The following is a 26,614-nucleotide window of genomic DNA, read 5'->3' on the forward strand; positions in this document are numbered from 1 at the left end:
CCGCGGCGGGCGGCCGCGCCCCCGGGCCGGGCCCCCGCGCCCCCCCACGTCCGGGTTCCCGTCACCACCCCCGAGTGGTTCGACGACACCCCTCAAATGGTTCGACGGCACCCCTCCCCGCGCGCCATCCTGCGAGCCGGAAGCCACACCGACCGCCCGCCCCCGGAGGACCGTTGAACCCCGCCATCCGCCACATCACCTTCGACTGCACCGGTGACCCCTACGACCTCGCCACGTTCTGGAGCGCGATGCTGGGCAACCCGCTCGCCGACGACGACAAGCCCGGCGACCCGGAGGCCCTGATCGCGGACCCCGCCGGCGGACCCGGCCTGCTCTTCGTGCGCGTGGCGGAGGGCAAGACCGCCAAGAACCGCCTCCACTTCGACCTCCGGCCGACCGGCCGCACCCGCGCACAGGAGGTCGCCCGCGCCATCGGGCTCGGCGCCCGCCAACTGGCCGACCACACCCGCCCCGACGGCGGAGGCTGGGTCACCCTGGCCGACCCCGAGGGAAACGAGTTCTGCATAGAGCGCGGCGACCTGGACTGAAACGAACACGCGGTGACCGAAGCGCACGGACGCGCGTGCGTCCCTGCGTCCCTGCGTCCCTGCGTCCCTGCGTCCGAGAGTGTACGATCGTACGCATGTCGACGGACGACCACTTCGCGAACGATCCGCGCACGAATCTCGAGCGTATGCTCGCGGGCGACCTCTACATCGCCGACGACCCGGAGATCGCCCGCCGTCAGCAGCGTGCGATGCGGCTCGCGGCCCGCTACCAGGCCGCCTACCCCGAGAACCCCGCCGAGGCGAGGCCGATCCTGACCGAGCTCCTCGCCTCGGTGGGCGAGGACGTCGACGTACGCCCGCCGCTGTACGTCGACTACGGCAGCAACATCAGCATCGGCGCCCGCACCTTCGTCAACTACCACCTGACCGCCCTGGACGTCGCCCGGATCACCATCGGCGAGGACTGCCAGATCGGCCCGAACGTCCAACTCCTCACGCCCACCCACCCCGTGGAGCCGGAGCCCCGCCGCGACAAGCTCGAGGCCGCGCTCCCCATCACCATCGGCGACAACGTCTGGCTCGGCGGCGGCGCGATCGTCTGCCCCGGCGTGACCATCGGTGACAACTCCGTCATCGGCGCCGGCGCGGTGGTCACCAAGGACATCCCCGCGAACGTGGTGGCCGTGGGCAACCCGGCCCGCCCGGTCCGCACCCTCTGAGCCCCGGCCGCGGACCATGGCCACCGGACACACCGACCCCCGCCGCCGCGAGCGCATCCTCGCGGCGGCGCTCGACCTGATCGCCGAGGAGGGCGTCGCCGGCGTCTCCCACCGCAAGATCGCCGCCCGCGCCCGGGTCCCCCTGGGCTCGATGACGTACCACTTCACCGGCATCGACGACCTGCTGCTCCAGGCCTTCACCGGCTACGCCGACCACGTGGTGACCCTCTTCGAGGACCACCTCGCCGGCGCCACCACCGCCGACGAGGCCCGCGAAGCGGTCACCGACCTCATCCACACCCTCTCCGAGGGCCCCCGCCGCGACCTGATCCTCACCCAGGAGCTCTACACCCTGGCCGCCCGCCACGAGCCGTACCGCGACCTGTGCGCACGCTGGATGCGCCGCAGCCGCACCCTCCTGGAGCACCACTTCCCCCCGTCCACGGCCCGCCGACTGGACGCCCTCATCGAGGGCCTCGCCCTCCACCGCGCCCTGGACGACACCCCGTCCGACCGCGCACTCACCCGCGAGGCGGTCGCCCGCATCACTTTCACACCCTGAACCTTGAAATGCCGCGGGAGAAAAGGTTGTTGACGACTGCATGACCCGACAACCGGCCCCCCGCGCCCTGTCCGACGAAGCCCTCTCCGCCCTGCTCGGCCGACAGCGGTTCGGCACCCTCGCCACCGTCAAGCGCAGCGGCCACCCCCACCTGACCACCATGCTGTACAGCTGGGACCCCGGGGCCCGCACCGCCCGCTTCTCGACCACGGCCGACCGGGTCAAGCTCAAGCACCTGCGACACGACCCGCGCGCGGCCCTCCACGTACAGGACGGCGACCCGTGGTCCTTCGCCGTGGCCGAGGGCGAGGCCGAGGTCTCCGGCCCCACGACGGTCCCCGGCGACGAGGTCGGCCGTGAACTGCTCGGTCTGGTCCCGGAGACCGCGGGACCCGAGGACGAGGACGCGTTCCTGAAGCAGCTGGTGGCCGAACGCCGGGTGGTCATCCGGCTGAAGGTGAACAGGCTGTACGGAACGGCCCTCGACATCGAGGGGTAGGCGGACGGGGTGAGGGTGCGAGGGCCGGTGCGGGCGGTGATGACGCATCGGCCGCCCGCACCGCTCCGATGCCGGTACCCGCACCCGAGTGCCCCCGGGCGCGGGCCGGTTCGGTTCGGTTCAGTTCAGCATGTTCCAGATGACCGCCGAACGGGCCTCGGAGACCAGATCGTCGAGGGCCGAGCCGCCGTCGCCGCCGCGTCGGGGCTCCGGTGCCCGCTGCTGCGGCCCCTCCGGCTTGATGGCCCACAACGAACCACCGCCGGGGAGGGCGGCGACGCCCGGGAAACGCAGATCACCGGCGATCCACAGCACCCCCCGGCCGTCGGCCATCCCGAGCCAGACGTCGGCGGGGACGTTCCCCCGGAACGACGCCGCGACGCTCTTGTCCGGTGCCAGCAGCAGTACGCGGCGCTCGGCAGACTTCTCCGGGGTCTCCTCCAGCCGGCACGGCCACACCTGCCAACGGTTGTTCTCCAGGACCCGCAGCAACCGCTTCGGAGCCACCACCGACATCGATATCCAGGCCACCGCGCCGCCGATGAGGACGGGAACGAGCACGAGGAAGGGTATGTACGTCCCCAGCACCGCGCTGAGGACGGCCATGACGACCAGCATGAACAGGATCAGCCAGAGGCAGCCGCGGTTCGCGCCTCTCCTGATCTGCTCCACCTGCGCCCGCACCCCGGGCGTGCCCACCGCGGGATGCGGTGACACCTGGTACCCGTACTCCTCGGCAAGCATCCGTTCCCCCGATGCGTCGGCTGTGCCGGACGTGTCGTCCGCATGCTAGGGCAGCCGTCGGCGCACCTGCCAGACGGGTTCGTGCCGGACCGGAACACGCGCTCCGCGTCCTGACCGCCCGTGCCGTTCCCGCACGGTGGCGCGCCGGCGGCCTTGACCCGTCTCCGCGTGACCTGACGGGCCGGACGGCCGGCCGTGGTGCGCTGTTAGCGTTCCTCCTCGGGCGAGGGGGAGAGGACACGAGATGACACCGACGGCGTTTCCCATCGGCGGGGACCTCCCCGTAAGGCGGCTGGGGTTCGGGGCGATGCACCTGCCCACGGAACCGGGCCCGGCCCGCGGGACCTCCCTCGCGGTCGTCCGGCGGGCCGTCGAACTGGGCGTCACACTGATCGACACCGCGTACCTGTACGGCGGGGGAGCCAACGAGGAACTCCTGGCCGAGGCCCTGCACCCCTACCCCGAGGGCCTGTTGGTCACCACCAAGGTCGGCGTCGCCCGGACGGGCCACGGCGGCGAGTGGAAGCTCGACGGCCGGCCGGCCGTCCTGCGCGACCAGGTCGAGCAGGCCCTGCGCCGCCTGCGCGTCGAACGGATCGAGCTGCTCCAACTGCACCGCGTCGACCCCGAGACACCGCTCGCCGACCAGGTGGGCACGCTGCGGGACCTGCGGACCGAGGGCAGGATCGGCAGGATCGGCCTGTCCGAGGTCACCGTCGGCCAACTCGACGAGGCACGCCGGATCACCGACATCGCGAGCGTCCAGAACCGGTACAACCTGCTCGACCGCGAGCACGAGCCCGTTCTCGCCGCCTGCGAGGCGGCGGGCATCGCGTTCCTGCCCTGGCGCCCCGCCGCCTGGGGCGAGTCGGGGGCGAGGGAGGAGGTCACCGCCGTCGCGGCCGAGCTCGACGCGACCCCCACCCAGGTCGCCCTCGCCTGGCTCCTCGCCCGCTCACCGGTGATCCTCCCGATCCCCGGCACCACTCGGATCGACCACCTGCAGGAGAACCTCGCCGCGGACCGCCTCGACCTGCCCCCGGAACACCGCGAGCGCCTCGACCGTCTGTCCGGGGCGGTGGCGTAGGGCTCCGTGAGGACCGATGGGGGCCCGCTGGACGCCGACGCGGGCCGGCTGTCCTTCCTGTGGGTGAGTGACGTGTGCCGGGAGCGCATCGCCCCGGCACTCGTCCGGGTGAACGCGTGCTCTTTGCACCGGTTCTCGGCGCGACTCCCCGAAGGGGCCGTGGGCAGCCCGGTCGCGGGGCCGCGGAACGTCTGACGGCCACGCGGGGCTGCGAAGGGTCCGGAACGGACGTGCCGGACCCTTCGCCCGGCATCACTACGATCTGCGCTGCTGTGGGCCGATGCATCCGCACCTACCGCCATGCACGCGATCGACCTGCTGCTATGCGGCGATGCAGGCGGCGTGGACGCCCGGCCGTTCCGCGAGACGACGGGGAGGGACACATGGCGCACGAGCCGGAGGTGCAGGACCGGGGACAACGGCCTGGGCAACAGCCGGGGGAACGGCCGGGGGAACGGCCGGGGGAACGGCTGGCGCGGCTGCTGCGACGCTGGTGGGAGGAGGCCGGGAGCGTGTCCGGCGGCACACGCCCCACACAGCAGGCACTGGCCTCGCGACTGGGCATCGACCAGACGACGCTCTCGCGCTACCTCAACCCGAAGCACGCGTCGACCGCTCCGCCGAGGGTGGTGGAGGCGCTGCACGCCCACCTGCGTGCCCCGGCGGCGGAGCTGGAACGGGCACGTGAGCTGTGCCGGGCGGTGCTGGAGGAGAACAGCGGCCAAGCGGCCGCCGTCACCGGCCCGGAGCCCACCGACGCGGCCGACGCCGCGGGCGGCACGGGCGGGCGCGACACCTCGGATCGGCCGGGGCGGTCCCGGTGGGTGCGGCCGACGCTGGTGGCCGCGGCGGTGGTACTGGCCTTCGTCGCCGGAGCGGTCGTACGTGACCAGTACACCCCCCACCCCCGGACCGCGGCCGACGGCGTGGCGGCCGGCGCCGTTCCGGCGAGCGGCGCGCCGCTGGAGTGGCCGCTGCTGAAGAAGCGGAAGGAGGACCAGTTCACCCGTGGCCGCGCCCTGCAGCACCTGCTGAGGGCGCACGGCTACGAGGTGAAGGCGGACGGGTTCTTCGGGGACGAGACCCGGGACGCCGTCATGGACTTCCAGCGCGGGAACAACCTGCCGTCCGACGGCAAGGTGGGCAAGGACACGTGGCCCGAACTGGTGAAGCCCTTCGGACGGGGAGCCGACGGGCACGCGGTCCTGGCCCTCCAGGAGCTTCTGCACAACGCGGGCCAGGGCGGCACGGAGGTCTCGGGGAAGTTCACCGCGGCGACCGCCGAGGACCTGAGGTTCTTCCAGAACAGCCACGGCCTGCGGCCGAACGGCCACGCGGACGTCGACACCTGGCTGGCCCTGCTGGTGTTCCAGCGTCCGCCGGCCGGCGCCCCCGCGTACCAGGGGTCCACGAGCCCGCTGCCCTCCACACCGGCGTGAGCGGGCCGTCCCGGCCGTCCACGTGAGACACCCGCACGGGGCGGGCGGCCCGTATGCACGCCGCCCGCCCCGTGCCGCATGATGCGCGACGTCCTCTCCCGTCGGGCATAACAGCAGGTCAAAGCTCCTTCCTGTGGATTGCACGAGGGCTGCATGGATGCGCCTGTGCAGACCCCCGGGAATGTCTTCCCGCACCCCGCTCCCGCGGTCAGTCTGGGTGCTGTGCCCGGCGCTCCCCGGACAACCCGCCCTCGTCGGCGGACGACGTGCCCGGGGCGCCACGCCGGTGCGCTTCCCGACCACTCTCCACCCGAAGGGGTACCTCCATGTCCGCTGTCCGCAAGACCGTCCTGTCCGCGCTGTCGACGATCGTCCTCGCCGGTGGGCTGGCCGTCGGCGCCACCGGCACGGCGAGCGCCGCCGCCTGCCCGTCCACGGCCTCCCCGAAGATCGACGGCGCGATCGCCGGCTGGTCCCTGAGCTGCTCGGGCGGCTCCGTGCGGGTGTCCGGCTGGCTCGAGGACACCCGCATGGACGGCAAGTGCGCCCTGGTCCGCATCGTCGGCGGCAACGGCGAGTACCGCACGAAGCAGGCCTGCGGCTCCGGGGTCCGCGAGCAGTTCGACTTCGCCTTCGCCGGGACGAGCGAGGCCCAGGTGCGCCTGGCCATCGCCTGAACCCCGTTCCGGAGCGGGCCGCGACGCCCGCCCCGGAACGTCCGAGGTGCGCACCCGCCCGACGGGGAGCCCGGGCGGGTGCGCACCCCCTGCCGGCACGACCGGCGGCGGAGGCCGGTGCGCGCCGCCGGTCCGGCGGAGAACCGGCCTCCGCCGGCCATGGCGGACCGCGGCATCCAGGACAGCCGTCCTTCCGGGTCCGTCCACGGATGCGTGGCCGTACGGAGCCGGCCGCGAGGAAAGAACGAGGAACGAGGCAGGCACGTGAACGCGGACAAGGGTTCCCTGCGCGACCTCATGACGGCGTGGGCGGTGATGACTGCCCTGGCCCTCACCCCGGCCGTCTTCACAGGCGCCCCTGCCGGAGCCGAGGCCGAGGCGCCGGCGACCACCCTGGTCTTCGACAAGAACCCCGACGATCCCACCGATTCGACGCTCTCGGTCCACCGGGGCGGGAAACCGTGGGCCACCTACCGGGCCGGATCGGGTCTCGGCGTCCAGGACGACTGCGCCCGCGCCAAGGGCTGGATGCCGGTCGGGAACTGGCGGATCCGGTCCAGGACGCGCACCTACGACGGCAACCTCGTCAAGGGGTACGCCGTCCACCTCCAGGACATGACGTGCTCCCGGGGCACGGTGACGCGCACGGAGATGTTCATCCACTCCGAGACGAACCGCGACGGCAGCGCGGGCACGTCCGAAGCCCGGCGTTGGGACGGCCCCGGCGACTACAGGTCCAACGGCTGCGTGAAACTGCACCCGACGGACATCAGGGCGATGTTCCGCCTCCTCGACCGCATCGGCTGGCCGACCCACCTGCGCGTGGTGCCCTGACCCGGGCGGAGCGGCCCGGCATGTCGGGCGGAGCGGCCCGGCACACCGGGCGGAGCGGCCCGGCACACCGGGCGGAGCCACCCGGCACACCGGGCGGAGCCACCCGGCACACCGGGCGGAGCCACCCGGCACACCGGGCGGACCCCCGGCCGCCGGAGGGCTTCGGCAACGGCTGCTCCGGCGCCGCGGGGGCACGTCACCGGTCGGGCAGGTCCCCGGGTGACGAACCGGGAGAACGGGACCGGACGTCCTCGCCCGGCCGGGGCACGCGCAGCCCACGAACACGCGCCGCCGAGGAGCGCGATCCCTTCACCCGCCCAGGCGGACGGGCCCGTGCGAGCGGCCGGTCAGTCGACGAGGGCGGTGGCCTCGATTTCGACGAGGACGCCCGGCTCGAAGAGGCAGTCGACGCCGATGAGCGACGACGGGGGAAAGGGCTGCGGCAGCCCTATCTCGTCCGCGACGCTCTCGACGCCCGCCATGAAGGCGCCCATCTTCTCCGGCTCCCACTGGGTGACGTAGAACGTCAGCCGCACCACGTCGTCGAACGTCGCGCCGGCCCCGGCGAGACCGCGTGCGGTGTTCCGCAGCGCCTGCGCGACCTGTCCGGAGAGGTCTCCTGGCGCGACGGCTGTCCCGTCCGCGAGGCTGGAAATCTGCCCACTGACGTGGACATGCTTGCTTCCGGTGCCGACGGCGACGTGATGGTAAGGCGTGGGCTGCAGCAAGCCCTCAGGGGTGAAACGGCGAACGGACATGATGGTCTCTCCTTCGGATGACGGACCTGGTATAGCTTTGATATCTAGGAGACGAAGGACACTTCAACGAGACCAGGTTTCATGACCGATACCGCCGCTTCCCGTGACGATGAGCTGAGCATCCCGGCGCCGCACCGTGAACTGCTCGACCAAGTGCTGGACAAGTGGTCGTTGAGCGTGCTCAGCGAGCTGTGCGAGGGACCGTGCCGGTTCAACGAGCTGCGTCGCGCGATCCCCTCGGTCACACAGAAGTCACTGACCGCCACCCTGCGCAGGCTGGAGCGCAACGGCATCGTCGAGCGCGAGGTCGTGAGCTCCAGGCCCGTCGCGGTGGAGTACCGGATCACTCCCCTGGGGAAGACCATGCGCCCTCCCGTCGACGTCCTCCTGGACTGGGCGCGGACGTACATGCCCCAGATCGAGAAGGCACGAGAGGCCTTCGACGCCGAGTGAGAAGCGGAACGGGAAACCCGCCCGCGCTCCACCCCACGCCTCGGTCGTCACCGACAAGGCGACATGCCGCTCCGCCCCTCCCTCCGGACGAACCTGCCGGGCCTGTCACCGGTTCCCCGGAACCGGCCCGCCCCGCGCCACGACGTGCACACGGTCCGCGAACCGGGCGCCGGGAAACAGCGAACGAAGAAGCCGGCGAACCCACGCCCCGCCGCACCGGCCAAAGACCGGGCCAGGCCCGCCCGGCGGGTCACGGGGCCGTACGCCGTAGGCTCCCGGCCATGCACAGCACCCTGACGGAGCACGCCCGGTGCCTGTACGGCGACGAGTACCGCCCCGCACCGGAGTGCGGCCTCGACCACGACGAGAGCCACTTCCTCGAGGAGCTGACCTTCGCCGACGCGGACGCGATCCTCACCATGCTGCGCGAGCTCTGCCCCCACCTCGTCGACGGCCATCTGCCCGTCCGGATCCGCAACCTCGCCTACCGGCTGGCGCTGCTGCAACGCCCCGACGACGCGCCCCTGATGCGCGAGGCCGCCGACAGCCTGCGGCTCCACGGCCCGGACTGGGACCACATCGCGGCGGACCTGACGAGACGCGCGGACGCCCTGTGAAGAACGGTCTGCTCAGGCCCTGATGCGTAGGCAGCGCCGAGGGAAGGCCGAAAAGTGGTGCTTGACGGTTCAACATACTTGTTGTGAGCATGCGCATGACGTCCTGAGATCGGAGTCCTTCATGCGTCTGAAGTCTCTCGCCCTCGCGGCGATACCCGCGGCCTTCCTCGGTGTCATGGCATCCGCGCCCAGCGCGTCGGCGTGGTCTCCCGGGAACTGCCAGACGGGTACGTTCTGCGTCTGGCCCGAGTACTGGTACGGCGACACGGACATGCCGCCGTCGCTGGTGACCGACGGTGAATGGTCGGGCAGCGCTCTCGGCCACATCTTCTACAACAGGACGTCCCAGGACGTCACGATGACGTACGTCGTCGTCGGACACGAGGAGCAGGGGCCTGAGACGGCATGCGTCTCCAGCAATCACGGCAGCTACTTCACGATGCCCATGCACGTCACGGACATCGCCTGGCGCGAGGACGACGGCAGCCCCTGCTGGTGACCGCCCCGAGCCGCCGTCTCCAGCAGCGCCGGAGCACGCCGAGTGTCCTCGACCCACGGGTGGAGACCTCTCCGGGGGAGAGCCTCCACCGCTGACGGTCAGGAGACACCGGTACGGCCGTCTCGCGGGCTCCGCCGTCCGGGAGGGCCGTTCACCCGATTCCCAGCGGCACCGACGGTGTGCGAGGCTCGGCCGGTGTCCGTCTCCCGAAACGAATCCGCCTCGCGGTACGCCCTCGACCTGATGCGCCGGCAGTTCGACCTGACGTGGTCGCTGTTCGAATACCACCTGGAGAGGCTCGAACCCGACGACTTCCTGTGGGAGCCCGTCGGCAACTGCTGGACGGTGCGTCGGGCCGACGACGGGACGTGGGCGCCGGACTGGGCGGAGAGCGAGCCCGACCCCGTCCCCCTGCCGACTGTCGGCTGGCTGAGCTGGCACATCGGCTGGTGGTGGAGCGTGGCCATCGACCACGCCCGGAACAGGACGCCCCGGGAGCGGGGCGACATCACCTGGCCGGGCGCGGGCGAGCCGACCGTCGAGTGGCTGCGCGCTCTGCGCACCGACTGGCTGGAGGCCCTGGACCGGCTCACCACCGCCGACCTGGACTCGACCGCCCCGTTCCCGTGGCAGGACGACCCCCGGCACACCGTCGCGGACATGGTCGCCTGGGTGAACGCCGAGCTGATGAAGAACGTCGCGGAGATCGGCCAACTCCGCCTCCAGCGAGCGGCCGACCACCCGCCGGCCGCCACGAACTGACGGCCGGTCCCTGCGGCAAGGCCCCGCTCACCACCATGCGTCGAGGACCGCGGCCGGCACGGCCGCCTCGGAACGTGATCACCGTGCAGGGGTGAGCAGGAGTCCGGAAAACCTTTCAGCCGGCCCGGCCCAAGGCCACGGTGCGGGAGCCGGGTGCGAAGTCGCCGAAGGACTGGTGCCAGGACTCACCGGGCCAGTAGTACGTCACACGGCCCTCGACGGGCCGGTAGCGGGCTGTGTAGAGCGTCCCCGGCCCCTGCTCGTCGGCGGATCGGTACAGCGGCGGCTTCAGCATCGCCGCCACGTCCGCACCCGCGGCGCGAACGGCGCGCAGCCGCTCCTGCGTCCGCATGGCCCGCCGGACGAGGAGAGGGCAACCTAGCCAATTGTGCGGGAGATCCACCAGGCGTCCGCCGTCACACCGCTCACGCGCGTGGATCCTCGATCTCCCCGTTCCACGGAGAGCGTTCCGCACGTCTGCACCCTGTGCGGGCATCGCCCGGATCAGAAGCCCGGCGGCTCCGAAAGGGAGTGCGGGAGAGCCGTCGTGCTGCGAGACTGCGCCGATGATCGACGTGCCTGCTGCTGTGCTGGATTCGTTGTACGGACTCGCGTTCGGCGACGCGTTCGGCGACCGCTGGTTCGGCATCCTGCGCAGGAACGGTCCGGCAGCCCTGGAGGCGCGGACGCCGCCCCCGGAACCGCTGTGGCGGTGGAGCGACGACACCGCTCAGGCGCTGGTTCTCGTCCGGGAGCTCGTCGAGGGCGGGGGCATCGTCGACCAGGACCGCCTGGCCCTGCGCCTCGCGGCGGCCTACGCCGAGGACACGCACCGCGGCTACGGAGCCTCGATGCACGACGTGCTGCGCCGGATCGATGCGGGCGAGCCCTGGCAGGAGGTGGTCGCCGGACAGTTCGGCGGCCAGGGCTCCTGGGGCAACGGCGCGGCCATGCGCGCCGCCCCGCTCGGTGCCTGGCACGGCGCCGACCTCGACGCGGTCGCCGAACAGGCCGCCCGCCAGGGCGCGGTCTCGCACCACCACCCCGAGGCGGTCACCGGAGCGGTGGCGGTCGCCCTGGCCGCGGCGCTGGCGACTCGCAGCCGGGGCGGTCCCACCCCGGCCAGATCGGACTTCCTCCGGGCAGTCGCCGAACGACTCCCCGACAGCGACGTCCGGTCGGGAGTGCGGATCGCGTCCCGGATGCCGGAGCACACCTCGGTCCGGCACGCCGCGGAGGTCCTGGGCTCCGGCTACCGGATGTCGGGGCCCGACACCGTCCCGTACGCCCTGTGGTGTGCGGCGGGGCACCTCGACGACCTGCACGAGGGCCTGTGGGTCACGGTCGCCGGGCGCGGCGACATCGACACCACCTGCGCCATCGCGGGCGGGGTCATCGCCGCCCGCACCGGCGTTTCCGCCCTTCCTCCCGCATGGCACGCGGCCCGTGAACCGCTGCCCCCGGTCGTGGCGTAGCAAGGATTCCCACCGGGATGAGTTCAGCTGCCGCCGGCAGATGAGTGCGTATCCGGGAAGCGAGGAAGACTTCGTGGGTGCTGTCGTGGTTCTCCCGATGGCTCCGCAGGCGGTGGAACCAGTGCAGGTGGGCGAATGCGCGCTCCACGGCCGAGTGTCGGGTGTCCGGGCCGGAGCCGTGTTCGGTGCCGCGGCGGTATGACGCGATCGCATGTGCTCTTCTACTCTTCGCGGCCTCCGTCATCCGGTGTCACAGCGACGATCGCCACGGTCGGGGGCGGCGGAGACGGCGTGTACACGTACGCCACGGCCAACCCCGGCACGCCGTCTCGGGGCTCGATTCTCGTCTTGCGTACCTCTGTACCGTCGTGACGGGGAGGCCCGAGCCGCACGCCGAGACGCGGAGCCTGTTCAAGCTCCTGCCGTAGCGCTTCCAGGTCCTGCTCGGCTCCTAAATCCTTCGCTCGCTGGGCAGCCCGTACGGTGACGGCCGCAATCACACCACTCACGTGCGTGGATCCTCCTGCTTCAGCTGTGCCGCCAAGTCGAGGCCCTCCTGTATGGCGATGTCGAAGTCAGGGTCCTGGTAGAGGCGAATCCGTCCCCGGTAGTCGACGATCACTGCAGCGACCGCATTGAGGTCCGTCTCCGACGAGGCCTCCAACGCACGCTGGAGATCCGCTTCGAAGGTTTCCTGATCGCCAGGGAAGCCATGCCCGGACCGCAGAGCGGCCCGGATGTCGCCGATGGTCCTCAACGGCAATGGCGCAGGGATGGGTGTTTCTACGTGCTCCGCGCTCACGATCTTTCACTCCTTGATCTCCCGCGTCTTACGAAGAGTGTCCTACATGTCCGCATCCTGTGCAGTGATCGTTCAAGGTCGAAGGAGGGGGCCTCGGCAAGGGACGGCTTTCAGGTTTCCGCAGGTGCGCGAGGGTCGGGCATCGTCCTCTGACCTCGGCACATGGCATTGCCGGAGAGCGGGCAGGGAAGCGTGCCGGCTACTTCCGCCGGATCGTCCGTACGAAGGACGCCCAGGTGGCGTGGCCCACTGTGATCACGGGGCCCTCCTCGTTCTTGGAGTCGCGGATGTGCATCCTGTCGTCGCGGATCGCGCATTCCACGCACTCACCTCCGGCGCCGTTGCTGTACGACGACCTGACCCAAACCAGAGAGTGCCCTGCCGGGGCTGTGGTGCTCACTTCGAGTACTCCTTCACGACAGACTTGATGAGCTGGGCGGAGCGCTGTGGACTGAGCGCCGCGGCGCGTAGGCCGTCGAACGCCCTCGTGTACTCCCGGACATGGTGCTCGCCCTCCAGGTAGACGGCATCCGTGATGCCGTCCCGGTACACCAGGTCCGGGTCTTCCGGTGCCGGGAAACCGAGCATGGTGAAGGAGCCAGTGATCGGATAGGTGCCCGAGTCGAAGGGCAGTACCTGCAGGGTCACGTTGGACAACGCGGCTGAGTCGAGGACCCGCTCGAGTTGCTCCCGCATCAGCTCCCGATCGCCGATGACGTTGCGGACGGCCCCCTCGTTCACGATGAACCAGGCTTCGGGAGCGTCCGGTCGTGTCAGCATCTCCTGACGCTCCAGCCGCACACGTACGGCCCGGTCGATGTCCTCGGCCGACAGGTAGGCGCCCGTCGTGTGCAACTCGCGGGCATACGACGTGGTCTGCATGAGGCCCGGCAGCACCTCGCACTGGTATTGACGGAGCGTGGAGGCGTCCTGTTCCAGGCCGATGTAGATGTTGAACCACTCGGGCACGCCCGCACCATGGACCTGCCACCACCCGCGCGTCTTTGCCTCCCGCGCCAGTGACTTGAGGAACTCGCGCAGCTCGTCGCTCGTGTCGTAGAACCGGCACAGTGCGTCGATGTCGGACGGCTGGACCCTGCCGCTGCCCGTCTCCATGCGGTTGACCTTGGAGCCGCTCCAGTCCAGTGCCTCGCCGACCTGGACGCAGGTCAGTGCGCTCTTCTCCCGGAGCTTCTTCAGCTCGATCGACAGACGCCGTCGGCGTGCCGTCGGTGAACCGGCCATTTCGATCCTCTCAAACCCCGGGCCTGTAACGAGTGTTCAGTCTCGTGCCAAGAGGGTGACTTGCCAATCACACGGAAGTGGGAATCCCGCCGTGCACATTGCATGGCGGGATGTGCCGGCTCCATGCTGAACACCGGCGGAAGACGCAGAGTGATGACTCGTGACGCTCCGCTGGTGAACGACGGGTGTGAACACCGATGGGAGAGCCCTCTTGATCCAGGAAGCGTGCCCGACACGAAAGCCGTGGAACGTGGAGTTCACCGCCCACCCCGAGGAGGTGGCCGCACTGAGGCGCGTCGTACGCCTCTGTCTGACGGCCTGGAACCTGCACGGGCTCGTCGACGCGGCCCAACTGTGCGTCAGCGAGCTCGTGTCCAACGTCGTCACCCACGTCGGCCTCGGCACGCCGGGCTCACTCGCGGTCTCCGTGAACGGCGCGTACCTGCGCATCGAGGTCCACGACCCCGACACCCGGGCCCTGCCCACCCTCGTCACCGCCGACATCGACGCCGAGGGCGGGCGGGGCATGGCACTCGTCGAAGCCCTCACCGACCGCTGGGGTGTCCAGCTCCACGAGGACCGCAAGGTGACGTGGTGCGAACTGGCCACCGGGCTCACGCCACCGGCCGGCATCACGACGGACCCGTCGGTGACGCGTGCCGAGGCGCTGCTGGACATGTACGCGACGCTGAGGCCGCCGACCTGCCGCTACGAACTCGGGTTCGGCAGGGTGGGCCGTACGGTGGCGGAGGAGTCCGTGATCGACGTCATCACGGACTTCCTCCGTTGGCTCCAGGTCCACGGCTGCGACGTGGACGAGGTGCTCGACCGTGCGCAGAGCCGGTTTGACGATGCTTTGTCGAGTAGCGGGTCGTGAGGTTGGATCAGGACGTCAACGCATCTCGGAAGAAACCCACAGAAGGGCCCTCCGGTGCCCCCACTAGTAGGGCCCGATCGAGCAGCCCGTTGTTCTGTTCGCAACTGGTCTCCGGGAGCAGGACGCAGGCGTGACAGGCGGCGAGGTTGATGCTGTCCGCGCCGGACGCCTCCGACTCGATGCATAGGGGATCGGCGCTGCACCACTCGGCCCGGCGCAGCGCCGACCGAAGGCTCGTGACCAGTTTGCGAGGTTCACCCTGAGCGACGAGTCCACCGAGGCTCCCCGCCGAATCACTGGTCGCTGTGTAGATCAACAATCCGGCCATGGAGCCGTCGGTGTACAGACGCTCCCTCAGAGACGCCGCGGGGTAGCCGGCCTCCAGGCTCCACTCGTTGATGAGGACGTGGGCCAGCGTGTGCAGTAGCACCATGCGGGGCGTTGCAGGTGACGACGGAACCGACTGTGCGTCCGAGGCCCTCTCGCGCAGAAGACGTTCATGGTTCTTCCGGATTCGCTCCACGCGTGCCGCCACGCCGACCTGGTCGGCCCACTTGTCCAGACGCTCCGTCTCCAGGCGGAGGAAAACGCCCTCGCCCTCCACCTCCATGGCGGGCAGCCAGTCCTGTTCGGCCAGGGACAGGGGCGCCTCGTGGGTGTCGGTGTGCGAGTCGGGGGTGTGGACGCGGGTGAAGGACTTCAGGGCTCGCACCTCACGGAGTCGCTTCACCAGCATGGGAGTGGCCAAACCGTATGGCCGGAGCGATGTCGACGACGAGTTCGGAGGCTCGCAGATGAACTGCTCGTCGCGCGTGTTGTCGCGTTCCGCGTTCCCCGCTTGCAGGCGCTCGTACTCTTGCTTGCGTAGGGCGACATATCGACTGTTGTGGTCGGCTTCCTCCCCGGCCTGCGCCTCCTCGTGTCGTTCGGCCTCCAGTAGGGCGAGCACCGCCTCGACCGGGATTTCCTCTGCCTGCCGCAGTGTGAGTGCCTTGAGATATATCTTGATGCCGGCGCGGTCGAGGGTGCGCAGATCCTCCCAGTGGTCGGCGAGGCGGGCGGCGAGACCGTCGCTCCACGGCGGAATGGACAGCGCGGACCTGACGACGGGCTGCCAGGCCATGGAGGAGCCGCGTTGCAGTGTTCGCGGGCTCTCCGTGCAGAACTCCGTCGGGGCGTCCTTCAGCCATGGGCGTTTCCCTGTGCAGCGGACGTGCAGGTCCTGCAGGGCCCTGCTCCGGAAAGCGCCCTCCATGGAGACTTCGGGGATGCCGCAGGTGCACGAGATGACGATGGAACGCAGGGACGCGGTCCTGCCCGTCGTACGCAGACGCAGCTCGCCGCCGCAGAGGCCTGTCGCGCCCTCATCCCGGTTGTTCCGGTGCGCCCATTTCCAGTAGGGAAAGTCGTCAATGTGTCCATGGGGGCAAGCGATCACGAAGCGAGAGGGGACCAGGTCCTCCTGACAGTCGCCGCACTCGTTCTTCCCAGGTGGGGAGTTGAAACCCCGCACGTGCTGGAGGGAATTGCAGCTCGGGCAGGAATGCCAGAGTGGGAAGCGGCGGACGCGTACACCGTCCTTGCTCGTGTCGTCGGAAGCGGGAGGGAGCCGGAAGTCCTTCACTCCCAGGACACGGGCGAGGCGAGGTTCGTAAATGCGGGGTGCTCCCGCGGTGTTCCAGGAGTCCGTCCCCGCGACGATGAACGACTCACTGTCGACCGCGACCATCGAACCGACACCGTAGGTGGTGATCATCTGCGCGCGTCGGACGGATCCCTTGCGCGGGTAGCTGCGCTCGGGAGCACCGGAGCCGCGCCGACGGCGGGGCGGGGGAGGGGTCATCGGGATGCCTCCAGGAACAGGGCGGACTCGGCGTCGACGTCGCGCAGGCTCCACAGTGTTCGCCATGCCTCGTCGTTGATTTCGTCGTCGAAGGCGCACAGCAGGGACGGAACCCTGCTGCCACGCACGGGCTCGTAGTACAGGCCGCCGTGGGCCGCGGCCTCGCCGGACCACCAGTCGACGAACTCGTCGAAGGCCTGAGCGGTCGCCTCGTATTCGACGTCGCTGGTGTGCTGGTCTTCCTCGGGCAGAGCGCCACGCACCCGGGCGAGGACGACCGGTCGGACGATCTCCCGCAGTTCCCGGCGGAAGAGGTGGATCTGCCCGGCCCCGTCATTCGGGCGTGCGTCCGGGATGAGGAGACGGGCCAGGGCGACGACCACCGCGTGCAGACCTCGATCGCGGGCACGGGCCGAGAACGGGGTGACGGACGTCGATTCGACCTCGCGGTACAGCGCGGAGTGGAAGTGCTGGAAACCTTCGTAGTGTGAACGGTCCCTGGAGCGAGCCGAGTTGAGCATGACAGCCACCAGGCCAGGATGACTTCGGCCCACCCGGCTGGTCGCCTGGATGTACTCGGCCGTCGTCTGCGGCTGACCCATGACGGCCATGAGGCCCAACCGGTCCACATCGACGCCGACGGAGATCATGTTGGTGGCCAGGAGGACGTCGACCGTCTCCTCGTGCGGGAGCCCGCGCTCGATCTGCTTGAGGCGGGAGGGGATCTCGCTGGAGTTGGCACGACTGGTCAGCTCCGTCAACTCCAGGATCTTCCTCCGGGGTGTCCCGTCCCGCTCGGCCAGGTACTCCAAATAGGCCTCGACGTCGTCGTGGACCTGGAGCTCGGCGGCGGCGAGCAGGCGCAGACTGTTGAAGTAGCCGACGAGGGTCCAGTACGCGTCCCGCACCTCCTCGGTGGTGTCCATACGCAGCGCCTGATGCAGGAGAGTGGCGTACGTGCGGATCAACAGTGTCGACTGACTCGTGCTCGGCGTGAGCAGCCCCACGTACTGGCGGCTCGCCTTCTTCTCGCGAGGTGTCTCGACGGCGAACCAGGAGTCCCGGGCGTCCAGGCCGGCCGGCGGGAATTGCTTCACCTTCCGGTCGAACAGCGCTCGCCCCTGCTCGGAGGCCCGCCGGATGGTCGCGGTGGAGGCGATCACCTTCGGCCGGTCGGCCAGCGCGTCGACCGCCGTCTCGTACAGGCCGGTGAGTGTGCCGAGTGGACCGGAGATGAGGTGCAGCTCGTCCTGGACGATCAGCTCGGGAGGAGGCGTGTCGTCCTCACGGTCGCGATTGAAGAGCGCGGCCGTCTGCTCGCGCCACGGCATGGAGGCGAACTTGTCGACGGTGGCGATGACCAAGGTGGGACGGGCGTCGTACACGGCCTCGTCCACCAAGTGCACGGGGAGCCCGCCGGTGAATTCGCACGTGGGGTCGGGACAGCGGACGTGCATCCGTCGGGCGTCGAGCTCCACCTCGTACTGGTGGGCGTCCAGCCGGGTTCCGCACCACGGGCAGCCGTGCAACTGCACGGGATTCTTCTCCTGCAGGGACTTGCCCTTGCGCAGCTCCGCGAGGCTGTCGTCGGCGACCGTGAGTCGGTTGGGCGTCGCCGACTGCCCCACCCACATGCCGATGGAGATCGACTCGGAACCCAGCAATTCCTCGTCTGCCCGGCGCATTTGCTCCATGGCACAGATGAGGATGGCCGCGCGCTCGAACTGTTGCAGGGTGAGCAGTCGCAGGGTGTACCGCATCAGGACGGTCACGCCGGCGCCGCACTCCTTGCGCCGGATGCGGCGGAGGAAGGTGGTGAAGGCGATCAGGCCCAGGTACGCCTCCGTCTTGCCGCCACCGGTCGGGAACCAGAGGAGGTCGGCGAGTTCACGGTCGGGGTGGTTCGGGTCCACGATCCCTTCGAGGCACAGCAGTACGAAGGAAACCTGGAAGGGACGCCACCGACCGGCCTGCGGATCCGGGGAGCCCACGCGACCATCCTTGACCCAGGCGCTCCGCGCCCGCTGCTGAGCCATCGCCTCGTTCGCGAGCCGAAAGGCGCGCATCGCCTCGGGAGTGCTCCGCAGCACCTTGATGCCGCGCTGCATGCGCGCGAGAGCGTCGTCACACGCGGCCAGTTGTTCCCCGGCGGCCTTCTCGAAGGAGGTGCCCGCCAGGCTCGCCGCCTCGGAACGCTTGGCGTCGATCCAACCGGCGTACCCCGTCGTCAGCCCTTCGAGCGCACTCAGAACCCGGCTGTCGGGCAGCGTGGCGAGATCCCACATGCCGAGGGCCTCGCTGTCGATCTCCGGATTGGAGTCGGTGAGCAGCACCTCGTGTGTCGGTACGAACTCCGTGCGGACCATCGCCACCACGGCTCGCCTCGTGTTCGGTGCACCGATGGGCGGTGGTGTCCACTCCCAGTGCGCCGCGCACCCGTGCCCCACCGCGAACGTCGGGGTGTGACGGTGGAGCAACCGGCTGGTGGCCTGTTCGTCGTCGACGGCGCCCAAGGGAGCCGGGCGCTCCACGAACACCTTCTCGCCCGCCGGGCCGGTGACGGTGAGGCGGGGCTGGAAGAGGCTGAAGGCGTCCTGGAGTTCGTGCTCCCCGACGCGCTTGTCGTTGACGAGGGTGAGGGTGACGGTGACCGTGCCGGACGGTTCGGACCGCCTGCGCACGAGGGCACGCAGCAGAACTCCGTCGGCCAGGAGCTCGGGCTCACGCATGCCGGAAGTGGTCACGTCGAGGGTGACGGGAGGCAGAGACAGAGGCCGCCGACGCCAGTGCTCGGACTGCTGGTCGGTGCTGCGTGCCTGGGCCCTCTTGGCCGACACGACGCGTCCCTTCCCGTCGATCGGTTCGTACATCGCCGCCTCGGCCCTGACCACCACGGTGGACGAGACGGTGGGATCGACGGCGAAGGTGAGGCCCATGGAGGACGGCCGCCGGGCGTTGGCGAGGGAGACACCGAGCTCGTAGCCTGTGTCCTCTATGTCCTTGTACGCCTGAACGGGTGCCTCGTCCGGTCCGTCCGCCTCCTGAATGTCTGCGACCTGCTCGTGGTCTGCGGCCTCGTCGGCCGGGCGCGGGAACAGGACGCCGATCGGATACGTCGTGATGGGCGCGTCCCGGGTGAGGACCTCGTCCTCGGCTCCCGGCCCGAGCAGGTCCCGGCGGAGCTGCTCGACGAGGCTTTCCCGGGCTGTGTAGTGCGCGGAGTGAGGATCCTCGCTGTTCGTCATCGGTCTTTCCCCTTCTGGCCGTTCCCGTTCGACTTGTACCGCCCCAGCCCGATCAGACGGGGGACGAGCCAAACCCCGTGGTCACCGAGGCCCGCGCGGGCGCCGGACGCGGTGCTGCCCGCGATGCTTTCCAGCGTCTCCACCCGGAGGCCGTGCACCTCGTCCGGCCACCGGACCTCCCACGTCCTGTTGATCTTGAGCGTGGCGTGGAGATCACGTCGGAACCACTCCGAGACCACGGCTATGGGCCGTTCGTCGTGCAGGACGACGTACGGAGGGCTCTGGTCGGGACCGAGGGGCAGGTCGTGTGCGCGACGCAGCACCACGGAGTCGCCAGGACGGACCCCGCGTGCCAGGTGGTCCTGCAGGGCGAGGGGATCGTCGTGGAACACGTCGGTGCCCGGAGGGTGCTCCCCACACACGTCTCGGGCAGAGGCCTCGATGCCGTACCTCTCGTACGTCTTCCAACCACCGACGTACCAGCGGTCGGTGACCCGGTCGAGGCGCAATCGTGAGGTGTCGGGAGCGGAGAGCCGGAACAGGTCGTACCGGGGTCGGGTCATGGCGACGTAGAGAGCACGGGCCTCGGCTGCGGGATCGACGTGCGTGTGTTGCTTGTGCAGCTCGGCCATGGTGGGTGGTTCGACGACGACGACCCGGTCGAACTCCAGGCCCTTGGCCCTGTGCACGGTCGACACGAGCAGACGTGCCGGGGCGGGCGCGGACAGTTCATCGGGGAACCGCCCCTCGACGATCAGCCGGCGCACCCGGGCGAGGTCCACCAGACCACGACGGTCGCGTGCGACACCTCGCAGGGAACGCCACAGAAGATCGAGGTCGGTGCCGTCCGGCACACCGATCTCCTTGACGAGCTCCCGGAAGCGTTCCTCCCCGAGCGCCGTCGTGCCCGTGCGACGCAGCACACCGGCCACCCAGGCGGGAACCGGTCGGTCCCTGAGCGAGCGCTGCATACGGTGCGGGACACCGTGTTCGAACAGCGTCTGTGAGAGGACCAGAGCCTGGCGGTTGTCCCTGCACAGCAGGGCGCAGGTGTCGGGGAACTCCCGGAGCGAGTCGATCGTGAACGGGGCGGTGACATCCCCGAACGACGGCAGGTTCAGCAGCCGGGACCGCAGGTCCTGGTAGAACGCATCTCCGGCCGATGCGGTCTCGTCCATCTCCCCGGGGAGCGCCTGCAAGGAAGGACCCAGGGAGAGAGCGGTCCGGGCCTCCTCCGTCGAGGCCCGGAAGTTCTCCGTGAGTCGCAGTTCGACCAGGTCGTCGGGGTACGAGGCGCGAAGCCAGGCGAAGAACGCGTCGGTCTCGGCGGCCCGGGCCTCCGGGTCGGACACCTGGAAGCCGTAGATCGCCTGCGCGGAGTCCCCGACCAGGGTGAAGCCGCAGGATTCCTGGAAGTGGTCCAGCAACGTCTCGACCATGTTGCGTCGGTCGCCCACGAGGTCCTGCACCTCGTCGATCACCACATGCGCCGGCGCACCGTTCTCACCGGCCTCGACGGCGCCCATGACGATCGCGTCGTCCGCCGCACGAATGCGCTCATCGAAGCTGTGACGGCTCCACTCCTCATCCGGGTAGGCGGTGGTCAGCAGACTGTAGGCCCAGGAGTCGAAGGTCTGGACCCGCACCCGCCGGGCATGCCGCGCGTGCTTGCGAATCCGCTCCTTCAACTCTCGCACGGCAGCCCGGGAAAAACTCAGGACGAGGATCTCCCTGGCCTCCAGGGCGTCGTCCTCCCGGCTCATCAGGGCATCGAGTCGACGGACCAGAGTGTGTGTCTTGCCCGCGCCCGCTCCGGCGGTGACCAGGACCCGGGCGTCCCAGGGCCGGTCGACGACAGCCTGCTGCTCCGGGGTGAGCAGCGGGCTGTCGGCGTACACGTCGGTCACTTGACGCTCCAGAGGTGCTCGAACTGCGTGAAGGCCAATGCCTTGCCGTAGTTGGTGATGTTGTCGCGGACGTTGAGGATCAGACAGGTGTCCTTGCCGCCGTTGCGCGGGCCACGCAGACCGCGTCCGATCATCTGCTGGTAGACGTTCGGGCTGTAGGTCGGCCGGGCCACCACCACGGCGCGGGTTGCCGGGGCGTCGAAGCCCTGGGTGAGGACGCCGTAGTTGGTCAGGACCCGAAGTCGCTTCTGTCGGAAGGCCGCGATGCGATTGGTCCGGTCGGTGGCACTGGTCGCCGAGTCGACGGCCGCCGCGCTGATGTTGCGGTCATTGAGCTTCGCGGCGAGGAACTTGGCGTGCGCGACGGAGGTGGCGAAGACCAGCACGGGCCAGTCGTGCGGCATGGCGACGATCTCGTCGATGATGCGCCGGTTGCGGTCGTGATCCTCGGCCAGTCGCTGCTCGGCGGCTTTGGACAGGACGCTCAACTGATCGGCGCGCGCGATCTCGTCCTCGGTCAGCTCGATCGTTCCACCGGTCAGCTCGCGGTGCTCGACACGGGCCAGCATGCCGAGCTCCTGGAGTTCGGCGTACGGGTCGCCGGAGGTGAAGACGCCCTCGTCGAGTCGCCTGCCGCCGAACCGCCTGATCAGACGCCGGGTCTCCTCCTCGTTGGTGTTGCGGAAGGGGGTCGCGGTGAGTCCGAGAAGGTGACGATCGGCACGGGAGGCGGAAATGCCCAGGTGCGACAGCAGCTCCGTGTACTGGGGAGCGATCGCCACATGGGCCTCGTCCACGATCACGAGAGCCGCCTCGCGCAGCCAGGCGTATCCGTCCGTGTGCAGGCAGTTGCGCAGTTTGGCGTCGGTGGCGACCACCAGATGAGGACGTTCCGTCACCGGCCCGGCCTCGTTCGACGACCAGAGCCGGCTGATCGCGAGCGGAGTTTCGGCGCCCACCTTGGACCACACGAACTTCCAGCTCTGGACGGCCTGCTCGCACAGCTCCTCGGTCTGCGCGATCCACAGGACCGGACCACCGATGTCCCCGTCCTGCTTGATCCAGCGGATGACGGCCTCGGAGGCGACACGCGTCTTGCCCGCGCCGGTGGGCAGGGAGAGCATCCCGCGCTGGGGACTCACCCGGTCCAGCATGGCGAAGATGTTGGCGGCCAGTCGCTCCTGGTAGTCGTGCAGGCGGGGAAACTCCGACGGCCCTTCCACGTCGATCCGCGGCTCCAGGGAGGGCGCGCGGGAGCCGGCGAAGGAGTCCGGGAAGCCCAAGTCCGAGACGAACTTGACCGCCGGGCTCATGCCGGTGAAGGACGACGGCGCGTGGTTCGGATAGGCGGCCTGGAGATCCTTCACATGGACCTGGAGCACGCCGTCACCGTGGGAGTTGTATGCCATCTGGGCGATACGTTCCGGACTCGGATCTTCTCCACCCAACTCGCTCTGTTCGCTGGCCAGGAGACCGGCGGGAAGACGGTCGCGAAGGGCCTCCGGGCCCAACAGGAGGGCGAGTTTCCCCACCACGCTGTCGGCTTCCCGCACCGCCCTCAGGGCGGACTGCACTTTCTGGTCCTGCTCCTGCTGCCGCTGCGCCTCCAGGACGGCCCGACAACCGGACTCGCCCAGCCGTAGGCGGAGCTCGCGGTCCACGGCGATCAGCGCGTCCAACGGGGACTTCGGGTCGAGCACGAGCACCGTGGTGCCCTGCACCGCGCTTCTGAGCGGGGTGGACTTGATGCCGTTGGGAGTACGGGTGACCTGCTCCAGCTCCGAGCAGCGCAGGAGACTGTGGTTGCTGATCGAGTTGCCCACCCGCAGACGCAGGGTCGGGAACTCGTCACGCAGGGGGGTCGGCTCTCCGCTCGCCACGAACCGGATCTCCTTGGAGACGACATCCGTGTAGCGGAGCATGCCCCACCTGTTGACCAGGAGCTCGGCGTTCTCCGTGCTGCCTGCCAACAGCGCCGGCAGCCGTTCCGCCCTCAGTGTGCGGTACTCGTCGGGTGTCGCGGCGACCGCGATCTCGCCGTCCTCCTTGGTGCTCCACTCGTCACCGATACGGCAACGGGTCGGGGAGTCCTCTGGGAACGGGACGTCCAGGCGGGTCAGCAGTACGTAGGTGTTGCCGACGAAGGCGTCGTCCTCGCTGTGCAGGAGCTGCTTCAGGAGCTTCTCCCACTGGCTCTCGGGGACGGTGTCGACCGTCAGGGGCAGACCGAGCTTGCGGGCCTTCTCGGCACTGATGTCGGCGACGGGCAGGACGTCCGCGTAGGACGAGAGCTGCGGACCGACGGCCTCGGAGAGTCGCCTGGCACCCTGTGAGGTGGGCACCAGGCCGTACTTGCGTACCATCCAGCGCAGAGGGGACGAAATCACCCGGTGGGTGCTCGCCTGGGAACCGAACTGCAGGGTCCAGGAACCGACGACGTGCTGGTCCGGCAGGTGTTTGACGAACGCGGCCCTCCCCTCGTCGGAGAGGCGCAGCAGCAGATGCAGCGACGTCGCCGTGGCCGAACCGTTCAGGTTCATGCGGGCGATCTGGGGACGGCTGTCACGGGAGCCGAGGCTTCGGCAGTACTGCTCGTACTGCTCGTTCCGGTACCTGTTGAACCAGGGTTCCTCGTCCGGTTGGTGTCCTCCGGCCGGGATCGTGTGCAGTCCGAGCTCGCGCAGTACGGACATGTCGTCCGCGTGAAAGGCGGTGTCCACTGCAACGGAGGAGTCCCGCGACCCGTCACCCGGAACGATCGGCCCCGGGAGCAGGCAGTCCCGCATCGGGTGGAAGCGACCGTCCACGGTGCGCACGTGCAGCGTCTTGAGCGGCTCCTTGATCCTGGAATGCACTTCGGGGGTGGCAGACCTCCCTCCCGCGCTGCGGAAGAGCTCCCAGAACCGCGTCCAGTCCCGAGGGCCGTAGGTGGCGAAGCCCTGCTGGTCCAGGACGCCGGCGAAGCGACCGCGGTTGTCGGCCTGGCGGATGCCGATGGTGGTGAGGGCGCTCTGGAGCGAGGGGTCGTCCGCGAGGCTCGGATGCACGTAGACGAGGTCGTCCTTGAGACCGTCCTGGACGATGCGACGCCAGACCTCGCCCGCCACCGGCGGCACCATCCCGTGGGACTCGGTCAGGACGAAGTGCGCCGTGCGTGCTTCCTCCACGAAGGGGGAACCGGACGCGACCATCTCGGCGAAGATACGGATCGCGGTGGCCGAGGCCTCGGCGGTCCCGATGCCGACCAAGGCTTCCAACCACTCGCGTACCGTGGCCCGTTGGTGCTTTGCCTCGTGCAGGATGTGCTCCACCTTGCCGGACCGGATCTCCGCAGCCTCGACCGACGGGTGGACCCAGTTCGACGGTCGTCCGGGGTAGGTGTTCCACATACGGAGCCACTCGGGCTTGAGCACCTTCTTGCTGGCGCGTCCCCCGTCAGGGTGAAACCTCAGGTCGCGGGGGGCGCGGAGGACGCCGTCCTGGTCCGGCAGGGAGGGCAGGTCGGCAGCCAGCTTCCAGATCCGCTGGGTGAGCAGCAGGTCCGCCCAGCTGACCGTCTCCGACTCACGGGGGCGTCCCGGCAGGAGGGGCAGATAGGCGGCAGGATCGCTCAGCGGCGCGAGCTGGGGCAGGGACTCCACGACGAGGCGGGCCGCCACCTCAATCAACTCACGGTTGAAGACGGTCGAGTCGAGCAGGTTCTGACGGTCCTCGTTCGTCTTCCACGCGCCGTTGAGTGCGCCACTCAGGCTCATCTCGTACTTGGTGGGGAAGAAGGACCAGAACTTTCCGCGGCCCCTGGCCGTACTGAAAGGAGGCTTTCCCGTGTACTCCGGAACCGCCCACGCGATGTCGATGGTGCCCCGGTCGTGCATTTCGCCGGCACTGCGACGGGCCTCCGCGGTCGGTTCGTGCGTGACGGTGAAAACCTTCCAGTCACTGGTGACGTCCACCCGGCCGGTGCGCTGCTCCTTGACCGTGCGGCGGATCCCGTTCTGATCCGCCGTGATCACACGGCGGATCCTGGGTCGTCCGTTGCCCACCCGGCGGTCTTCCAGGACCACGGTGCCCACGTGGGGCGAGAAGAGCTGGAAGAGAGCGGGAAACTCCTCCTGCTCGGCGTCGGTCCCGGTCTGGTGTATGTCCTTGCCCAACCGGTCTGCGGCCCTCTCCAACAGGGGAAGCCTGACCACGGTGGTGGCCCACTCCAGCAACTCGTCCAGGACGGGGTCGGCACGTCGCTCCGCGGCTTCGTCCAACGGCCGGGCCATGCGGAGGACGGGGGTCTCGACGGCGTCGTCGGGGCGAGCGCCGATGGCTCGAAAGATCTCCGCCTGGGACCACTCGCGGTCGAAGCCGAAGCTCCCCGACCTGCTGAAGAATTGAGGAGTGTCGGTCACCACCAGTACGGACTTCACGCCCACGCCGAATCGACCGATCTGACCGCCTCGTTTCCGGGAGACGCTCATCCGAAGAATGGTCTCGGCGCCTTCCGGCGTCACTTCCGTTCCGGTGTTGGCGCAGTAGAGATGCGATTCGGTGAGAACCACGTGGACGGTCCCACCTGGCTCGTTCGCGATCTCGTCCGCGGCGTTCTGCACCAGTTCGAAGAGCTGCCTGTCTCCGTATCCGCCCTGCGTGATGCGACGTTCACCGTTGGCGTGTTCCTGTACCAGACCGGGATCGACACGGTAGGTCTCCAGCACGCGAACAGACTGCTCGAGAATCTTGGAGATGACGGGGCGCGTGGACGGAGCGCTCGACAACTGCTGGTCGGTCACGGGAAATCCGTTCTTTGTGCGATCCTAAGGGAGGCCGGGGCCGGCCGTGCGGTCACGTACGATGCGCGGCCGGCCCCGGTCACAAGTGAGAAGTGGGGGAAAGTACTTACGGCGAGATAGGAGGGTCGAGTCCTACGAACCGTCCGGGGAGTCAGGTGGGAGGACGATGACGAAAAAGACGACGCGGTTGCGGATGCTTCGGTTCCGGCGCGAGTCACCCGGCCGGGTGGTGTCATTCGTGCGAGAGGAAGGCGACGACAGAGCCCGTCGCGGACGCCTC

The 26,614-nt window shown here is 69.5% G+C and carries 24 protein-coding genes; 14 read left to right on the top strand and 10 right to left on the bottom strand.

The window, feature by feature from the left end; genetic code table 11:
- Positions 1-173: 173 nt before the first annotated feature.
- The 4 genes from ACFXAE_RS12000 to ACFXAE_RS12015 all read left to right on the top strand — a co-directional run bounded on the left by ACFXAE_RS12000 (position 174) and on the right by ACFXAE_RS12015 (position 2,289).
- Complete coding sequence (locus ACFXAE_RS12000) at positions 174-548, top strand: VOC family protein (protein WP_384711925.1); 375 nt, start codon at positions 174-176, stop codon at positions 546-548.
- Between the two features lie 95 nt (positions 549-643).
- A complete protein-coding gene (locus tag ACFXAE_RS12005) occupies positions 644-1,228 on the top strand; it encodes a sugar O-acetyltransferase (RefSeq protein WP_384711927.1) in 585 nt (194 codons plus the stop codon).
- A 16-nt stretch (positions 1,229-1,244) separates the two neighbouring features.
- On the top strand, positions 1,245-1,790 hold the full coding sequence (locus tag ACFXAE_RS12010) for a TetR/AcrR family transcriptional regulator (protein ID WP_384711930.1): 546 nt from the start codon (positions 1,245-1,247) through the stop codon (positions 1,788-1,790).
- A 40-nt stretch (positions 1,791-1,830) separates the two neighbouring features.
- On the top strand, positions 1,831-2,289 hold the full coding sequence (locus ACFXAE_RS12015; RefSeq protein WP_384711933.1) for a PPOX class F420-dependent oxidoreductase: 459 nt from the start codon (positions 1,831-1,833) through the stop codon (positions 2,287-2,289).
- 120 nt (positions 2,290-2,409) lie between these two features.
- On the opposite strand, the gene ACFXAE_RS12020 is transcribed toward ACFXAE_RS12015, so the two are convergent.
- On the bottom strand, positions 2,410-3,033 hold the full coding sequence (locus tag ACFXAE_RS12020) for a hypothetical protein (protein ID WP_384711936.1): 624 nt from the start codon (positions 3,031-3,033) through the stop codon (positions 2,410-2,412).
- Positions 3,034-3,277: 244 nt separating this feature from the next.
- Here ACFXAE_RS12020 and ACFXAE_RS12025 point away from each other — a divergent pair, with 244 nt between their 5' ends.
- From ACFXAE_RS12025 to ACFXAE_RS12040, 4 genes are all read left to right on the top strand, one after another.
- Positions 3,278-4,120 carry an aldo/keto reductase gene (locus ACFXAE_RS12025; RefSeq protein ID WP_384711939.1) on the top strand — a complete coding sequence of 281 codons (843 nt, stop codon included), beginning with the start codon at positions 3,278-3,280 and terminating at the stop codon, positions 4,118-4,120.
- Positions 4,121-4,503: 383 nt separating this feature from the next.
- Complete coding sequence (locus tag ACFXAE_RS12030; protein ID WP_384711942.1) at positions 4,504-5,559, top strand: peptidoglycan-binding protein; 1,056 nt, start codon at positions 4,504-4,506, stop codon at positions 5,557-5,559.
- A 326-nt stretch (positions 5,560-5,885) separates the two neighbouring features.
- Complete coding sequence (locus tag ACFXAE_RS12035) at positions 5,886-6,236, top strand: hypothetical protein (protein WP_384711945.1); 351 nt, start codon at positions 5,886-5,888, stop codon at positions 6,234-6,236.
- Between the two features lie 264 nt (positions 6,237-6,500).
- Positions 6,501-7,070: a L,D-transpeptidase family protein gene (locus tag ACFXAE_RS12040; RefSeq protein WP_384711948.1), complete on the top strand. Its 570-nt coding sequence runs from the start codon at positions 6,501-6,503 to the stop codon at positions 7,068-7,070.
- A 347-nt stretch (positions 7,071-7,417) separates the two neighbouring features.
- On the opposite strand, the gene ACFXAE_RS12045 is transcribed toward ACFXAE_RS12040, so the two are convergent.
- Positions 7,418-7,828 (bottom strand): RidA family protein, encoded by a 411-nt coding sequence (locus tag ACFXAE_RS12045; RefSeq protein WP_384711951.1) that lies wholly within the window; start codon positions 7,826-7,828, stop codon positions 7,418-7,420.
- 81 nt (positions 7,829-7,909) lie between these two features.
- Here ACFXAE_RS12045 and ACFXAE_RS12050 point away from each other — a divergent pair, with 81 nt between their 5' ends.
- The 4 genes from ACFXAE_RS12050 to ACFXAE_RS12065 all read left to right on the top strand — a co-directional run bounded on the left by ACFXAE_RS12050 (position 7,910) and on the right by ACFXAE_RS12065 (position 10,159).
- Positions 7,910-8,281 carry a winged helix-turn-helix transcriptional regulator gene (locus ACFXAE_RS12050; RefSeq protein WP_384711954.1) on the top strand — a complete coding sequence of 124 codons (372 nt, stop codon included), beginning with the start codon at positions 7,910-7,912 and terminating at the stop codon, positions 8,279-8,281.
- 281 nt (positions 8,282-8,562) lie between these two features.
- The gene (locus tag ACFXAE_RS12055; protein ID WP_384711957.1) at positions 8,563-8,898 is read left to right on the top strand and encodes a hypothetical protein; all 336 of its coding nucleotides are present in this window, start codon (positions 8,563-8,565) and stop codon (positions 8,896-8,898) included.
- A 121-nt stretch (positions 8,899-9,019) separates the two neighbouring features.
- Complete coding sequence (locus ACFXAE_RS12060; RefSeq protein WP_384711960.1) at positions 9,020-9,397, top strand: hypothetical protein; 378 nt, start codon at positions 9,020-9,022, stop codon at positions 9,395-9,397.
- Positions 9,398-9,640: 243 nt separating this feature from the next.
- On the top strand, positions 9,641-10,159 hold the full coding sequence (locus ACFXAE_RS12065) for a DinB family protein (protein WP_384712306.1): 519 nt from the start codon (positions 9,641-9,643) through the stop codon (positions 10,157-10,159).
- A 115-nt stretch (positions 10,160-10,274) separates the two neighbouring features.
- Here ACFXAE_RS12065 and ACFXAE_RS12070 read toward each other — a convergent pair whose 3' ends face one another.
- Positions 10,275-10,511 (bottom strand): hypothetical protein, encoded by a 237-nt coding sequence (locus tag ACFXAE_RS12070; RefSeq protein WP_384711964.1) that lies wholly within the window; start codon positions 10,509-10,511, stop codon positions 10,275-10,277.
- A 214-nt stretch (positions 10,512-10,725) separates the two neighbouring features.
- Here ACFXAE_RS12070 and ACFXAE_RS12075 point away from each other — a divergent pair, with 214 nt between their 5' ends.
- Positions 10,726-11,634: an ADP-ribosylglycohydrolase family protein gene (locus ACFXAE_RS12075; protein WP_384711967.1), complete on the top strand. Its 909-nt coding sequence runs from the start codon at positions 10,726-10,728 to the stop codon at positions 11,632-11,634.
- 505 nt (positions 11,635-12,139) lie between these two features.
- On the opposite strand, the gene ACFXAE_RS12080 is transcribed toward ACFXAE_RS12075, so the two are convergent.
- The 3 genes from ACFXAE_RS12080 to ACFXAE_RS12090 form a co-directional block, all read right to left on the bottom strand.
- Positions 12,140-12,436 (bottom strand): DUF6247 family protein, encoded by a 297-nt coding sequence (locus ACFXAE_RS12080; RefSeq protein WP_384711970.1) that lies wholly within the window; start codon positions 12,434-12,436, stop codon positions 12,140-12,142.
- Between the two features lie 199 nt (positions 12,437-12,635).
- Complete coding sequence (locus ACFXAE_RS12085; RefSeq protein WP_384711973.1) at positions 12,636-12,836, bottom strand: DUF397 domain-containing protein; 201 nt, start codon at positions 12,834-12,836, stop codon at positions 12,636-12,638.
- On the bottom strand, positions 12,833-13,681 hold the full coding sequence (locus ACFXAE_RS12090) for a helix-turn-helix domain-containing protein (RefSeq protein WP_384711976.1): 849 nt from the start codon (positions 13,679-13,681) through the stop codon (positions 12,833-12,835). Before ACFXAE_RS12090 ends, ACFXAE_RS12085 begins: the two co-directional genes overlap by 4 nt.
- Positions 13,682-13,892: 211 nt before the next feature.
- On the opposite strand from ACFXAE_RS12090, the gene ACFXAE_RS12095 reads away from it, so the two are divergent.
- Entirely contained in the window at positions 13,893-14,558 is a 666-nt protein-coding gene (locus tag ACFXAE_RS12095; protein WP_384711979.1) for an ATP-binding protein, read from the top strand.
- A 7-nt stretch (positions 14,559-14,565) separates the two neighbouring features.
- On the opposite strand, the gene drmB is transcribed toward ACFXAE_RS12095, so the two are convergent.
- The 4 genes from drmB to ACFXAE_RS12115 are packed head-to-tail and all read right to left on the bottom strand — an operon-like array spanning position 14,566 to position 26,334.
- A complete protein-coding gene (gene drmB / locus ACFXAE_RS12100) occupies positions 14,566-16,401 on the bottom strand; it encodes a DrmB family protein (protein WP_384711982.1) in 1,836 nt (611 codons plus the stop codon).
- Entirely contained in the window at positions 16,398-19,646 is a 3,249-nt protein-coding gene (locus ACFXAE_RS12105; RefSeq protein WP_384711985.1) for a helicase-related protein, read from the bottom strand. Before ACFXAE_RS12105 ends, drmB begins: the two co-directional genes overlap by 4 nt.
- Positions 19,643-21,553 carry a UvrD-helicase domain-containing protein gene (locus ACFXAE_RS12110; protein ID WP_384711988.1) on the bottom strand — a complete coding sequence of 637 codons (1,911 nt, stop codon included), beginning with the start codon at positions 21,551-21,553 and terminating at the stop codon, positions 19,643-19,645. The genes ACFXAE_RS12105 and ACFXAE_RS12110 overlap by 4 nt, the downstream gene beginning before the upstream one ends.
- A complete protein-coding gene (locus tag ACFXAE_RS12115; protein WP_384711991.1) occupies positions 21,550-26,334 on the bottom strand; it encodes a sacsin N-terminal ATP-binding-like domain-containing protein in 4,785 nt (1,594 codons plus the stop codon). The genes ACFXAE_RS12110 and ACFXAE_RS12115 overlap by 4 nt, the downstream gene beginning before the upstream one ends.
- Positions 26,335-26,614 lie beyond the last annotated feature (280 nt).

Source organism: Streptomyces sp. NPDC059454 (assembly GCF_042749965.1).
Lineage (GTDB): Bacteria > Actinomycetota > Actinomycetes > Streptomycetales > Streptomycetaceae > Streptomyces.

What these genes read in the sequence shown, in the direction of transcription:
- drmB (WP_384711982.1), bottom strand. Translation starts at nt 16,401, where the DNA reads ATGACCCCTCCCCCGCCCCGCCGTCGGCGCGGCTCCGGTGCTCCCGAG.
- ACFXAE_RS12010 (WP_384711930.1), top strand. Translation starts at nt 1,245, where the DNA reads ATGGCCACCGGACACACCGACCCCCGCCGCCGCGAGCGCATCCTCGCG.
- ACFXAE_RS12030 (WP_384711942.1), top strand. Translation starts at nt 4,504, where the DNA reads ATGGCGCACGAGCCGGAGGTGCAGGACCGGGGACAACGGCCTGGGCAA.
- ACFXAE_RS12050 (WP_384711954.1), top strand. Translation starts at nt 7,910, where the DNA reads ATGACCGATACCGCCGCTTCCCGTGACGATGAGCTGAGCATCCCGGCG.
- ACFXAE_RS12015 (WP_384711933.1), top strand. Translation starts at nt 1,831, where the DNA reads ATGACCCGACAACCGGCCCCCCGCGCCCTGTCCGACGAAGCCCTCTCC.
- ACFXAE_RS12105 (WP_384711985.1), bottom strand. Translation starts at nt 19,646, where the DNA reads ATGACGAACAGCGAGGATCCTCACTCCGCGCACTACACAGCCCGGGAA.
- ACFXAE_RS12055 (WP_384711957.1), top strand. Translation starts at nt 8,563, where the DNA reads ATGCACAGCACCCTGACGGAGCACGCCCGGTGCCTGTACGGCGACGAG.
- ACFXAE_RS12070 (WP_384711964.1), bottom strand. Translation starts at nt 10,511, where the DNA reads ATGCGGACGCAGGAGCGGCTGCGCGCCGTTCGCGCCGCGGGTGCGGAC.
- ACFXAE_RS12090 (WP_384711976.1), bottom strand. Translation starts at nt 13,681, where the DNA reads ATGGCCGGTTCACCGACGGCACGCCGACGGCGTCTGTCGATCGAGCTG.
- ACFXAE_RS12060 (WP_384711960.1), top strand. Translation starts at nt 9,020, where the DNA reads ATGCGTCTGAAGTCTCTCGCCCTCGCGGCGATACCCGCGGCCTTCCTC.
- ACFXAE_RS12005 (WP_384711927.1), top strand. Translation starts at nt 644, where the DNA reads ATGTCGACGGACGACCACTTCGCGAACGATCCGCGCACGAATCTCGAG.
- ACFXAE_RS12045 (WP_384711951.1), bottom strand. Translation starts at nt 7,828, where the DNA reads ATGTCCGTTCGCCGTTTCACCCCTGAGGGCTTGCTGCAGCCCACGCCT.
- ACFXAE_RS12020 (WP_384711936.1), bottom strand. Translation starts at nt 3,033, where the DNA reads ATGCTTGCCGAGGAGTACGGGTACCAGGTGTCACCGCATCCCGCGGTG.
- ACFXAE_RS12035 (WP_384711945.1), top strand. Translation starts at nt 5,886, where the DNA reads ATGTCCGCTGTCCGCAAGACCGTCCTGTCCGCGCTGTCGACGATCGTC.
- ACFXAE_RS12075 (WP_384711967.1), top strand. Translation starts at nt 10,726, where the DNA reads ATGATCGACGTGCCTGCTGCTGTGCTGGATTCGTTGTACGGACTCGCG.
- ACFXAE_RS12065 (WP_384712306.1), top strand. Translation starts at nt 9,641, where the DNA reads ATGCGCCGGCAGTTCGACCTGACGTGGTCGCTGTTCGAATACCACCTG.
- ACFXAE_RS12025 (WP_384711939.1), top strand. Translation starts at nt 3,278, where the DNA reads ATGACACCGACGGCGTTTCCCATCGGCGGGGACCTCCCCGTAAGGCGG.